We start from the raw sequence: 12,937 nt of genomic DNA, 5'->3' as shown, positions 1-12,937 counted from the left end.
AGGAGCGGGGGTTCGGGGGCTGGCCCCCGACGGGGTCTGGGGCGGAGCCCCAGAAGGATGGGACGGGTAGGGGCGGCGGGGGCGAAAACCGCATGCCCGAGGCTGATGCGACCCACGGCCCCGGCGTGATCCTCCCCGTCCCGCGGAGCGTTTGGTGCACACTGGCTTGAATCCGCACCACCTCAGGGGAGCGCACAGTGACCGCGTCCATCGGAGAGGGACCGTACTGCCAGGCCCAGGTCGACCCCCTCGCAGCGCTGCGCGACCCCGGCGACCCGCCCTGGGACGTCTACCTCACCGGCACCGTCTTCCTCGACATCATCTTCACCGGACTGGACTCCGCACCGGTGCGAGGGACCGAGTCGTGGGCGCGCGGCATGGGATCGAGCCCGGGCGGCGTCGCGAACATGGCGACCGCGCTGGCCCGGCTCGGGCTGAAGACATCGTTGGCGGCGGCCTTCGGGGACGACCACTACGGGGAGTACTGCTGGGACGCCCTGGAACAGGGCGAGCACATCGATCTCTCCGCGTCACGCACGGTGCCGGGATGGCACTCGCCGGTCACCGTCTCGATGGCGTACGAGGGTGAGCGGACGATGGTCAGCCACGGGCACGAGCCGCCGCCCGAGGAGCCGGCTCCCGACTGCCCGCCACGCGCGCGTGCGGCCGTCGCCTCGCTGACGCCCGGCACGCGCGCGTCGTGGATCGCCGGAGCCGCGGGCAAGGGCACCCGGATCTTCGCCGACGTGGGATGGGACGACACGGGCCGCTGGGATCTTGCCGCGCTGCCTGATCTGGCGCACTGCGAGGCTTTTCTGCCGAACGCGGAGGAGGCCATGCGGTACACGGGCGCCTCCTGCCCCCGGGCGGCCGCCCGCGCGCTCACCGAGCACGTGCCGCTCGCCGTCGTCACTCTCGGTGCCGAGGGCGCGTACGCCGTGGACGGGAGAACCGGCGAGACCGCGGAGGTTCCGGCCATCGAGGTCGAGGCGATGGATCCGACCGGCGCGGGGGACGTGTTCGTCGCCGGGTTCGTGACGGGCACGCTGGCCGGCTGGCCGCTCGCCGACCGGCTCGCGTTCGCGGGGCTCACCGCCGCCCTCTCGGTCCAGGAGTTCGGGGGCTCCCTGTCCGCCCCCGGCTGGTCGGAGATCGCCGCGTGGTGGCGCCGCGTGCAGTCGTACGACCACCAGGATCCGGCGGCGCTCGGCAGGTACGCCTTCCTGGAACCCCTCCTTCCGGGGACGGCCCGGGCGTGGCCCCTGCGGCGGGCCGTGCCGACGATCGGGTTCCGCAGATCTGCCTGAGGCCATGGGTGCGGTGGAAAAGTCCTACGGCGTTGTCGGTGGCCCGTCGTACTCTTGGAAGCACAAGGCTGCCGTACTGGCAAGCGTGCCTCACCGAGGAGGATGAGCAGGCCTACAGAGCCGGCCCATGACGCAGACACCCACAGCTCACACCCCCGCGCAGGGGCAGTCACGAGCACAGTTCACGGTTCCCCCCAAGCACCCCATGGTGACGGTGCTGGGTTCCGGAGACGCCCTCCTGCGCGTGATCGAGAAGGCCTTCCCGGCGGCCGACATCCACGTCCGGGGCAATGAGATCAGCGCGGTCGGCGACGCCCGTGAAGTGGCCCTCGTCCAGCGCCTGTTCGACGAGATGATGCTGGTGCTCCGCACCGGACAGCCGATGACGGAGGACGCAGTGGAACGCTCGATCGCCATGCTCAGGGCGAGCGAGAACGGGGAGGGCGACGGCCAGGAGACTCCGGCCGAGGTGCTCACGCAGAACATCCTGTCCTCGCGCGGCCGCACGATCCGCCCCAAGACGCTCAACCAGAAGCGGTACGTCGACGCCATCGACAAGCACACCATCGTCTTCGGCATCGGCCCCGCCGGTACCGGCAAGACCTACCTCGCCATGGCCAAGGCCGTGCAGGCGCTGCAGTCCAAGCAGGTCAACCGCATCATCCTGACCCGGCCCGCGGTGGAGGCGGGAGAGCGGCTCGGCTTCCTGCCCGGCACGCTCTACGAGAAGATCGACCCGTACCTGCGCCCTCTGTACGACGCGCTGCACGACATGCTCGACCCGGACTCGATCCCGCGGCTGATGGCGGCGGGGACGATCGAGGTCGCGCCGCTGGCGTACATGCGCGGCCGGACGCTGAACGACGCCTTCATCATTCTGGACGAGGCGCAGAACACGAGTGCCGAGCAGATGAAGATGTTCCTGACGAGGCTCGGCTTCGACTCGAAGGTCGTCGTCACGGGTGACGTCACCCAGGTCGACCTGCCGAGCGGCACCAAGTCCGGTCTGCGTCAGGTCCAGGAGATCCTGGAGGGCCTCGACGACGTCCACTTCTCGCGGCTCACGTCCCACGATGTCGTACGGCACAAGCTGGTCGGCCGTATCGTCGACGCGTACGAGAAGTACGACAACGAGAACGGCACGGAGAACGGCACCCACAAGGGCCGTAACAAACGGAAGTAGACCAGCGCGACCATGTCGATCGACGTCAACAACGAGTCCGGAACCGAGGTCGACGAGCAGGCGATCCTCGACATCGCCCGCTACGCGCTCGCACGGATGCGAATCCACCCGCTCTCCGAGCTCTCGGTGATCGTCGTGGACGCCGACGCCATGGAGCAGTTGCACATCCAGTGGATGGACCTGCCCGGTCCGACCGATGTCATGTCGTTCCCGATGGACGAGCTGCGGCCGCCGTCGAAGGACGACGACGAGCCGCCGCAGGGGCTGCTCGGCGACATCGTGCTCTGCCCGGAGGTCGCCGAGCGGCAGGGCAAGGAAGCCTCGACGGAGCACTCCATGGACGAGGAGCTCCAGCTCCTCACCGTCCATGGAGTGCTGCATCTGCTCGGCTACGACCACGAGGAGCGCGACGAGAAGGTCGAGATGTTCGGCCTGCAGGCGGCCATCGTGGACGGCTGGCGCGCGGAGAAGGGCCTGACCGGCCCGTCCCCGGCCCCGACCGTCTCATGAGTCCCCAACTCGTCGTAGGCGCCATCACCCTCGTCGTGGTCGCCTGGCTCGCCGCCTGCGCGGAGGCCGGTCTCGCCCGCGTCTCCAGCTTCCGCGCCGAGGAGGCCGTACGGTCCGGGCGGCGTGGCAGCGCCAAGCTGGCCCAGGTCGCCGCCGACCCGACCCGCTATCTGAACGTGGCGCTGCTTGTGCGCGTCGCCTGCGAGATGGCGTCCGCCGCGCTCGTCACATACGCCTGCCTGAAGGAGTTCGACGAGACCTGGGAGGCGCTGGCCGTGGCCATGGGCGTCATGGTCCTCGTCTCGTATGTCGCGGTCGGTGTCTCGCCGCGCACGATCGGGCGCCAGCACCCGATGAACACGGCGACGGCTGCCGCGTACGTGCTGCTTCCGCTGGCACGGATCATGGGGCCGATTCCGCCTCTTCTGATCCTCATCGGCAATGCCCTCACGCCCGGCAAGGGTTTCCGGCGCGGGCCCTTCGCCTCCGAGGCCGAGCTGCGGGCGCTGGTCGACCTCGCCGAGAAGGAGTCGCTCATCGAGGACGAGGAGCGCCGCATGGTGCACTCCGTCTTCGAGCTGGGCGACACGCTCGTCCGGGAAGTCATGGTCCCGCGTACGGATCTGGTGGTCATCGAGCGCTACAAGACGATCCGGCAGGCGCTGACCCTGGCCCTGCGGTCCGGCTTCTCGCGCATTCCCGTCACCGGGGAGAGCGAGGACGACATCGTCGGGATCGTGTACCTGAAGGACCTCGCCCGCAAGACGCACATCAGCCGGGACGCCGAGAGCGAGCTGGTGTCGACGGCGATGCGGCCCGCCGCGTTCGTGCCCGACACGAAGAACGCGGGTGACCTGCTGCGCGAGATGCAGCAGGACCGCAATCACGTCGCCGTCGTCATCGACGAGTACGGCGGCACGGCCGGCATCGTCACCATCGAGGACATCCTCGAGGAGATCGTCGGCGAGATCACCGACGAGTACGACCGTGAGCTGCCCCCCGTGGAGGACCTCGGCGACGACCGCTACCGGGTGACCGCGCGGCTGGACATCGGGGACCTCGGGGAGCTGTACGGCTTCGAGGCGTACGACGACGAGGACGTCGAGACGGTGGGCGGTCTGCTCGCGAAGGCGCTCGGACGGGTGCCGATCGCCGGGGCCTCGTCCGTGGTCGAACTGCCCGACGGGCGCGAGCTGCGGCTGACAGCGGAGGCCGCGGCGGGACGCCGGAACAAGATCGTCACGGTGCTGGTCGAGCCCGTGGGCCCGGTCGAGCCCCCGGAGGAGGAGAAGCCGGAGTGACCCCGCAGGAACTGCGCACGTTCTGTCTGTCCTTCAACGAGGCCGTCGAGGACTTCCCGTTCAACCCGGAGACCTCCGTCTTCAAGGTCCTCGGCAAGCTCTTCGCCCTGACGAACCTGGGCGCGCGGCCCCTCACGGTGAACCTGAAGTGCGACCCCGACGACGCGGTGCGGCTCCGCGGCGAGTACGAGGGTCTGATCGTCCCCGGGTACCACATGAACAAGCGGCACTGGAACACGGTGACGGTCGACGGCGAGCTCCCGGACCGGCTTGTCAGGGAGCTCATCGAGGACTCGTACGACCTCGTCGTCGCCGGTCTGCCGAGGGCCGAGCGGCTGCGGCTCGACCGGCCCTGAGCCTCACTCGTCCGTAACCGGCCGTGCGCGGGCTCATGTCGAGCCGGGCGCCGGTCTCCCGGTCGGACACTCGTTCTCTCTCGTCTCGCCTGCCCTTTTAGTGAAGACCATCGGGGGAACTCGGCCGGCGAGACAGGCGATATCGGGGAAGGCGATGTCGCGGAAGGCGAGGAGTCATGACTCAGCAGAAGTCGTCGTCGGACCTTCCCGAACCACTGCGGGTCGCGACCGCGGCGCTGCGGAAGGTACCCGGCGCCGGGACGGTGAGCAGGGGCGCCGAGGAAGCGCTGGACAGGATCGGAGCCGTGTCGCCGCGCGGCCGGCGGTGGGCGGTGTACACCGGTGCCGGGGTGCTCGGCGTGGCCGGTGTCGTGGAGTGGCCCATCGCCGTCACAGGAGCGGCCGTGGCGTGGCTCACGCAGCCACGGCACGAGGAGTCGGCGAGCTCTGAGACGACCGGGAAGTCCACGGGTTCCGGAAGCAGGACGTCGTCCGCCCGGCGGAAGACGGCCACGGGTCAGAGGAAGACATCCGCGGGTCAGAGGAAGACGTCCACTGGTCCGAAGAAGGCGTCCTCCGGCCAGAGCAAGACCACCCGGAGCAAGGCCTCTCAGAGCAAGGCCAAGGCCTCCCAGAGCAAGGCCTCCGCGGGCAGCGGTCGCTCTCGTACCGCCGGCTGAGGGGCACACAATGGTTCTCGGGCTGCTGACGCGTCCGTCGGCCGCCGCCGTCGGGCTCGTGTCGGCCGGGCCCCGGCTGCTCGCGCGAGGGGCCGCGCCCGCGGTGGGCACGGCCGCGCGGGCGGTGGCGGGCTCGGCACGGGCCGGCGTACGGAGCGCGGACACCGCGGTACGGGTCGTGCGGGTCGCCCGCAACGCCCTGCCCGGCGCCGGCCGCCCCTGGCGGTCCGGCACGCGGGCACACCTCGCGCTGCGGCCCGCGGCGCCGGACCGGGTGCGGCGCCACGGCGGGACGGAGGGCGCGGCGCGCCGGGTGGCCGAGGCACTGACGAAGCGGCCGGACGTGGCGTTCGCGTACTGGGACCGAGGGCTGGCCCGGCTGGTGGTGGCCGCGGGCGAGGACATGGTCACCGACGGGGTGGTGGAGAGGGCGACCGCCCTCGCGGAACGGTACGGACTCGAGCGGACCGACGAGGCGTCGACCGACAAGGCAGACGCGTCGGCCGACAAGGCAGTGGAGGAGTTCGCGCATCCGGGCGACCCGGCCAGGGTGCGGATCGCCGCGCTTGCGCTCGCCGCTGACGGGGCGGGCATCGCGGCTGCGCTGGTCGCGCACGCCCTGCGCCTGCCGCCGTCGCCCCGGCTGCTGACCGCGGTGGTGACGCTGCTGCGCGAGAACCCGCGCTTCCGCGCCTGGCTGCGCGTCCGGCTGGGCCGCTCCCGCATGGACCTGGCGCTGGCCGCCGCGAACGCCGTCGCCCACGGCTCGGGCCGGACGCCGACCGCCCTGGTGCTCGACGGGGCGCTGCGCGTCTGCCAGTTGGCGGAGACGGTGGCGCGGGCGGCCGCGTTCGACGCGGTCCAGGACCGGATGTGCGTGCCGGAGCGTGTCAGTGTGCCCGCTGACCCGTCCCTGCGCCCGTCGCCGCGGACCTCCCCGGCCCAGGACTACGCCGTCCATGCCGAGACCGGCAGCGTCCTGGGCGCGGCGTTGACGCTGCTGGTCAAGCATGACGGCAGGGAGGCGGCGGAAGCGGTGCTCGCGGGCTCGCCCAAGGCCGCGCGGTACGGGCCCGCCGCCTTCAACGCCGTACTCGGCGGCGCGCTGGCCCGGACGGGCGTGCTGGTGCGTGACCTGGACCGGCTGCGGCAGATCGAGATGGCCGACACGGTCGTCCTGCATCCGAGCGCGCTGCGAACTCCGGACGCGGGGGCGGACCCGTGGGCCGAGACCGTGCTGGACGCGGCACGCCTCGCCGGACTGCGTGTCGTGGTCGTGGACGATCCCGCGCTGGGCGACTTCACGAGTCTCGCCGACCAAGTCGTGGGCAGCGAGCGGCCGTTGGGCGAAGTGGTGGAGCGGCTGCGCGAGCAGGGCGGCACCGTCGTGACGGTCGCCCGTCCGCGGTCGACCGACGACACAGACAACACCGATGGCACTGACGACGCCGACCGCAACGACGCCGACCGCAACGACGCCGACCGCAGCGACGTCGACCGCAGCGACGACTCCGACGACAGCGACGTACTGACCGGGCTGCTCGCCGGTGACGTTGCTGTCGCTCTCGCGGACGGGGACGGCGCCGTGGTGTGGGGTGCGGACGTCCTCGCCCCGCACGGTCTGGCCGATGTGTGGCGGCTGCTGACGGCGGTTCCGGCGGCCCGCGCGGTCGGCCGCAGGTCCCAGACGCTGGCCCGGTCGGGGGCCGCGCTGTCCGGGCTGCTCGTGGCGGTGGGCGAGTCCGGCCGGGGGCGCCGTGCGGCGTTGCCCGGGCTGCGGCACGCACCGGTCGACGCGGCCGCGGCGGCGGCCCTGCTGACCGGGGCACGAGCGGCACTCGGCGTGGCCACGGCCCGCGCCCCGCACCCCCGCCCGCGGGTGGCCTGGCACGCGCTGGAACCGGCGGACGTCCGGGCCCGGCTGGAGAGCGAACCCGGCGCGGACACGACGCCGGTCGAGCAGGCAACAACCCAGGTACGCAAGGCAGTTGGAGCGGTGGGTCGGCAGCCCGTGCTGGCCCCGGTGCGCTGGTCGCTGCAGCTCGCCCGGGCCGTGCGCGGCGAGCTGGACGACCCGCTCACCCCGGTCCTGGCGGTCGGCTCGGCCGCGTCGGCGATCCTGGGCTCCGTCATGGACGCCCTACTGGTCGTCGGCGCCCTCGACCTGAACGCGCTGGTCGGCGGCGTTCAGCGGCTGCGGGCCGAGCGGGCCCTGTCAGGACTGCTCGCGGAGCAGAAACAGAAGGCGCGCGTCACGGAACGGCATGACGAGGGACCCGGCGAAACGGACGTGGCGGATGCCGAAGCCGAAGCACACACCGTGGACGCCGCCAAGCTCGAGCCGGGCGACGTGATCGAACTCAAGGCGGACGACGTCGTGCCCGCCGACGCCCGTCTCCTGTGGGAGGACGGACTGGAGGTGGACGAGTCCGCGCTCACCGGCGAGTCCCTGCCGGTGGACAAGCAGACGGATCCGACGCCGCGCGCCGCCGTGGCCGACCGCCGCTGCATGGTCTTCGAGGGCACGACCGTGGTGGCCGGACACGCCCGGGCCGTCGTGGTGCAGACCGGGGACGGCACCGAGGCGGCCAGGGCCGTCCACCTCGCCGCCCGCACGCCGCCGGCCGCCGGAGTGCAGGCCAGGCTCCAGGAACTCACCCGCAAGGCACTGCCGTTGACGATGGCGGGCGGGGCGGCGGTGACGGGTCTCGCGCTGTTGCGCGGCACGCCGATACGCCAGGCGGTGAGCGGCGGGGTGGCGGTGGCCGTGGCCGCGGTCCCCGAAGGGCTGCCGCTGGTGGCGACGGCGGCGCAGCTGGCGGCCGCCCGGCGGCTGAGCCGGCGCGGTGTCCTCGTCCGTGCCCCGCGCACCCTCGAGGCCCTCGGCCGCATGGACACCATCTGCTTCGACAAGACCGGCACCCTCACCGAGAACCGGCTGCGCCTGGTGCGGATCGCCGACGCCGACGGTACGGTCCGCACACCGGACGAGTCGGAGTCCGGGAGCACACTGCGCGTCGCGGCACGCGCCTGTCCCCGGCTGAACGGCGACTCGGGCCGGCCGGCGCACGCCACCGACGAGGCCGTCCTGGACGCGGCGGGGCCCGACCCGGACTGGACGCAGACCGAGAGCCTGCCGTTCGAGGCCGCCCGCGGATACGCCGCCGCCGTGGGCCGCGCCCCGGACGACGCACGCGTGCTCGTGGTCAAGGGCGCCCCCGAAACCGTCCTGCCCGCCTGCGCCGGCCTTCCGCCCCACGCGTCCGACGCGGCGCAGTCGCTGGCCCGGGACGGACTGCGCGTCCTGGCGGTGGCCGGGCGCCCGCTGGACGAGACCGAGAACGAGCCGGACGTACTCGAACAGCCCCTGGAGGGGCTTGAGTTCACCGGTCTGCTCGCGCTGGCTGACGTACCGCGGGACACGTCCACGGCCCTCGTGCAGGGTCTGCGGGAGGCGGGCGTACGGCCCGTCATGCTGACCGGTGACCACCCGCAGACCGCCCGCGCGATCGCCGCCGAACTGGGCTGGCCCAAGGACACGGCCGTGGTCACGGGCGACGAACTGGCCGCCGCGGACCGGTCGGTACGGTCCCGGATGCTGCGCGACGTGGATGTCGTCGCCCGGGTCGCGCCCGAGCAGAAACTCCAGGTCGTCGAGGCCCTCCGGGACGCGGGCCGGGTGGTCGGAATGGTCGGCGACGGCGCCAACGACGCGGCGGCCATCCGCTCCGCCGACATCGGCGTGGGCATCAGCGCCCGGGGCTCGGCGGCCGCGCGCAACGCGGCCGACCTCGTCCTCACCGGCGACGACCTGACCGTCCTCATCGAGGCGGTCACCGAGGGCCGCGCCATGTGGCACAGCGTCGCCGACGCCATCGCCATCCTGATCGGCGGCAACGCGGGCGAGGTCGGTTTCGGCATCGTCGGCACCCTCCTGTCGGGTGCCGCCCCGCTCTCCACCCGTCAGATGCTGCTGGTGAACCTGTTCACGGACCTGTTCCCGGCCATGGCGGTGGCGGTGACACCGCAGGAGGAGTCCCAGCAGGCATCCGGTGCGGAAGACGAGGAAACGAGCGGGGACGGGGGGAACAGCGGAGACAGCGGGGACGACGGACCCCTCGGTACGTCGCTGCTCGGCGCCCCGCTGATGCGCCAGATCCGCCACCGCGCCCTGATCACCTGTGTGGGAGCGACCGCGGCCTGGCTGATCGGCCGTTTCACCCCCGGTACGGCCCGCCGCTCCACGACGATGGCCCTGTGCGCCTTGGTCGGCACCCAGCTGGCCCAGACCCTGGCCGACCGCCGCCACAGCCCCCTGGTCCGCGTCACGTCCTTCGGCTCCGCCGCCGTCCTCGTGGCCCTCGTGCAGACCCCGGGCCCCAGCCACCTCTTCGGCTGCACACCCCTCGGCCCGGTCGCCTGGGCCGGCGTCGCCGGGGCGATCGCCTTCGCAGTGGCGGGCCAGGGAGCGCTGCCACAACTGGAGAGGGCAGTCCGCCACGTCGGGCGCAAGGTGCCGGGGTGAGGGGTGACGACCGAGGGAGCCGCCGAGATCGTACGGCCTCGGCGGCTCCCTGAGCGGCCTCGGACCCACCCCCGTCAGGCCCGGACCCACCCCCGTCAGGCCCCAGCCCGAACCTCCCGTCGCACGCGCGACGCGGAGCCGAGCCCCAGGGCGACGAGCACCGCCGTCCCCAGCACGATCGTCGCGTCCAGCGCCACCACCGTGTGGACGCCGGCCAGAAGGTCCGAGGACGTGGTCGCGAGGACGCCGAGCAGAGGGATGCCAACGGTGATCCCCACCTGCTGGGTCGACGTCACCAGGCCCGTGGCGAGGCCCTGTTCGTCGTCGGGGACGCCCGAGGTGACGGTCAGGCCGTACGAGATGATCGCGCCCAGGTGGAACATGCAGGCCACCGACACGGCGGCGGTGGCGAGCCAGACGGACCAGCCGCCGGTGCCCAGACCGAGCAGCGAGGCGATGAAAACGCCCTGGCCGACGAGCGAGCCGACCAGCGTGCGACGGGCGCCGATACGGCCGATGACCTTCGGGGCGTACGTGCCCGCCACCGCCGACATGACGCCCACGACGCCGAAGACCAGGCCCGTCTCGAAGGCCGAGAGCCGCAGGGTCTCCTGGAGGTACAGCGTCAGGACGAAGATGACCGTCGACATCATCGAGAAGGTGACCAGGCCGCCCAGGTTGCCCCACGCCACCGTGCGGCGGCGCAGCATCGGGAGCGAGACCAGCGGCTCGGCCGTGCGGGACTCGACGTACCCGAAGAGCGCGAGCAGCACGACCCCGGCGACCAGTGCCGCGATCACGTCCGCGCTGCCGAAGCCGCGTTCCGCCGCCGTCGACAGGGCGTAGATCAGCGAGAGCAGGCCGCCGGTGACGGTCACCGCGCCGGGGACGTCCAGCCGGGGGCGCTTCTCGTTGCGGGACTCGGGGAGCAGGCCCGGCGCGAGCGGCAGCACGATCAGGGCGAAGAGCGTCAGCAGGCCCATCGTGGAGCGCCAGCCGAACGCGTCGGTGAGGACACCGCCCGCCACCATGCCGACGGTGAACCCGAGCGAGAGCAGCGTGCCGCTGATGCCGAGAGCGCGGTCACGGGCCGGGCCCTCCGGGAAGGTCGTCGTCAGCAGGGACATGCCGGTCGGCACGATCGCCGCCGCGCCCAGCCCCTGCAGCGCCCGTCCCGCCAGGAACGACGCCGGATCCCAGGCGAACGTCGCGAGCAGCGAGGCCGCGCCGAAGAGGGCCAGCCCGGTGAGGAACAGCCTGCGGCGCCCGTACAGGTCGCCCATCCGCCCGAAGAGCAGCAGGAAGCCGCCGGACGGCAGCGCGAACGCCGTGACCGCCCACTGGAGGGCGGACTGGCTCATGCCCAGGTCCTGACCGAGGACCGGCAGTGCCACGTTCAGCACGGAGAAGTCGAGCGCGACCATGAACTGGGCCGCGCAGAGGACGAAGAGGACGAGTTTGTCGCGGGGGGACAGGCGGGGGTCGGACGGGGCCGGGGCCGTCGTCGTCGGTACGGGGCCGGTGAGGGCGGTGTCCGTCGCGGTATCGGGCGCGGTGTCGGTGGTGGCGTCTGTCGGCATGGCACGAGCTTGTGGCCGTCGGAATATCCGTGGGGAGCCGGAACTTATGCTGGTGGCCGCAACACCAGCCACCAGAAGGGGGATTCGTACGTGGCTGAGGACGCGCTCAAGACCCGTCGGCTGCGCGAACTGCGGGAGTTCCTGATGAGCCGCAGGGCGCGGGTGTCCCCGGCCGAGGCAGGCCTGCCGGACGGCGGGGCCCGTCGTCGCACCCCCGGGCTGCGCCGCGAGGAGGTCGCCGTGCTCGCGGGCGTCGGCGCGTCCTGGTACCAGTGGCTGGAGCAGGGGCGCGACATCTCCGTCTCACCGCAGGTCCTCGACTCGGTGGCCCGCGTGCTGCGGCTCAGCAACGCCGAGCGACGCCATCTCTACGCGCTCGCCGGGCTCAACCCGCCCGCGCCCGAGGTCGCCCCCGAGGACCGGGACATGTGCGACGGGCTGCGGCGGCTGATCGATACGTGGATGCCGTATCCGGCGCACATCATGGACCCGTACTACAACTGCGTCATGTACAACGACGCCGCCGGGACGGTCCTCGGCATGCGTCCCAAGGACGCGCAGAACTGCATCCTCGACTTCTTCACCGACCCCCTCTACCGGGGGCGGTCCCGGACCTGGGCGCAGAACGCCCGCACGGTCGTCGCCCAGTTCCGTGCGTCCTGCGCCGCCGCCCCCGACGACGAGGGTTTCCAGGAGGTACTGGCTCGGGTGAAGGCCGCCAGCTCCGAGTTCACCGAGTTGTGGGAGCGGCGGGACATCGAGGATCCGGGGCAGACCCGCAAAGAGCTGGACCATCCGCTGGTCGGGCTGCTGATCGTCGAGGCCACCGCCATGAAGGTGCCGGCGCGACCCGATCTCACCATCGTGCTGCACACGCCGCTGCCCGAGGCGAACACCGCGGCGAAGCTGGAGTGGCTGGCCTCGGCGGAGGGGCGGCGCGGGTCGATGTATCCGGTGGCCGGTTAGCGCGGATGGCTGTGCAGCTCGTATGACTGTGAAGCGCGTATGACGGTGCAGGGTGTGCGGCTGTGCCGGGCGTACGGCTGGGCGGTGTCGCGTACCGCCGCGCGGGGCTCGGGCGGGGCTTCGTATGCTCTGGGCATGACCGACAGCACCGCGCTCGATCCCGAGGACCGCAAGATCGTCACCCTGGCCCGTTCCGCGCGGGCCCGTAACGGTGTGCCCGAGGGGGCCGCCGTACGCGACGAAACCGGCCGTACGTATGTCGCGGGCACCGTCGCCCTGCCCTCCCTGCAGCTCAGCGCGCTGCAGACCGCGGTGGCCATGGCCGTGGCCTCCGGGGCGAAGTCGTTGGAGGCGGCGGCGGTGGTGACCGAGGCGGAGTCCTTGGCGGACGGCGACCGGGCGGCTGTGCGGGACCTTGGCGGGCCCGGGACGCCTGTGCTGGTCGCGGGGCTGGACGGGGCGCTGCGGGAGCGGGTGACGACGGGCTGAGGCCCGGGCGTTTTCCTATTCCCAACCCCACCCCCAGGTA

General features: G+C 72.4%; 10 protein-coding genes. 9 read left to right on the top strand and 1 reads right to left on the bottom strand.

Translation table 11 applies throughout. The features are described 5' to 3' along the window. Window positions 1-197 precede the first annotated feature (197 nt). The 7 genes from GAS53_RS33080 to GAS53_RS33050 all read left to right on the top strand — a co-directional run bounded on the left by GAS53_RS33080 (window position 198) and on the right by GAS53_RS33050 (window position 9,862). Complete coding sequence (locus GAS53_RS33080) at window positions 198-1,307, top strand: carbohydrate kinase family protein (protein ID WP_151481419.1); 1,110 nt, start codon at window positions 198-200, stop codon at window positions 1,305-1,307. A 127-nt stretch (window positions 1,308-1,434) separates the two neighbouring features. Continuing rightward, window positions 1,435-2,490 carry a PhoH family protein gene (locus GAS53_RS33075; protein WP_151481418.1) on the top strand — a complete coding sequence of 352 codons (1,056 nt, stop codon included), beginning with the start codon at window positions 1,435-1,437 and terminating at the stop codon, window positions 2,488-2,490. 12 nt (window positions 2,491-2,502) lie between these two features. Continuing rightward, the gene (gene ybeY / locus GAS53_RS33070; RefSeq protein ID WP_151481417.1) at window positions 2,503-3,000 is read left to right on the top strand and encodes an rRNA maturation RNase YbeY; all 498 of its coding nucleotides are present in this window, start codon (window positions 2,503-2,505) and stop codon (window positions 2,998-3,000) included. Then, a complete protein-coding gene (locus GAS53_RS33065) occupies window positions 2,997-4,301 on the top strand; it encodes a hemolysin family protein (RefSeq protein WP_151481416.1) in 1,305 nt (434 codons plus the stop codon). Before ybeY ends, GAS53_RS33065 begins: the two co-directional genes overlap by 4 nt. Then, a complete protein-coding gene (locus GAS53_RS33060; protein WP_151481415.1) occupies window positions 4,298-4,657 on the top strand; it encodes an MmcQ/YjbR family DNA-binding protein in 360 nt (119 codons plus the stop codon). Before GAS53_RS33065 ends, GAS53_RS33060 begins: the two co-directional genes overlap by 4 nt. Window positions 4,658-4,833: 176 nt before the next feature. Continuing rightward, the gene (locus tag GAS53_RS56780; RefSeq protein ID WP_225859239.1) at window positions 4,834-5,337 is read left to right on the top strand and encodes a hypothetical protein; all 504 of its coding nucleotides are present in this window, start codon (window positions 4,834-4,836) and stop codon (window positions 5,335-5,337) included. 10 nt (window positions 5,338-5,347) lie between these two features. Continuing rightward, window positions 5,348-9,862, top strand: coding sequence for a cation-translocating P-type ATPase (locus tag GAS53_RS33050; RefSeq protein WP_151481413.1), 4,515 nt, complete (start codon window positions 5,348-5,350; stop codon window positions 9,860-9,862). A 95-nt stretch (window positions 9,863-9,957) separates the two neighbouring features. On the opposite strand, the gene GAS53_RS33045 is transcribed toward GAS53_RS33050, so the two are convergent. Beyond that, window positions 9,958-11,442: an MFS transporter gene (locus GAS53_RS33045; protein WP_151481412.1), complete on the bottom strand. Its 1,485-nt coding sequence runs from the start codon at window positions 11,440-11,442 to the stop codon at window positions 9,958-9,960. 144 nt (window positions 11,443-11,586) lie between these two features. Here GAS53_RS33045 and GAS53_RS33040 point away from each other — a divergent pair, with 144 nt between their 5' ends. After that, window positions 11,587-12,408 (top strand): helix-turn-helix transcriptional regulator, encoded by an 822-nt coding sequence (locus GAS53_RS33040; protein ID WP_151481433.1) that lies wholly within the window; start codon window positions 11,587-11,589, stop codon window positions 12,406-12,408. 135 nt (window positions 12,409-12,543) lie between these two features. Then, window positions 12,544-12,897, top strand: a complete 354-nt coding sequence (locus GAS53_RS33035) for a cytidine deaminase (protein WP_151481411.1) — start codon at window positions 12,544-12,546, stop codon at window positions 12,895-12,897. The last annotated feature ends 40 nt before the right edge of the window (window positions 12,898-12,937 follow it).

It is taken from the genome of Streptomyces albicerus, from assembly GCF_008905045.1.
Taxonomy (GTDB): Bacteria; Actinomycetota; Actinomycetes; order Streptomycetales; family Streptomycetaceae; genus Streptomyces; species Streptomyces albicerus.
The sequence above is the reverse complement of the archived record's forward strand: the minus strand, read 5'-3'. Positions and strand labels throughout refer to the sequence as shown.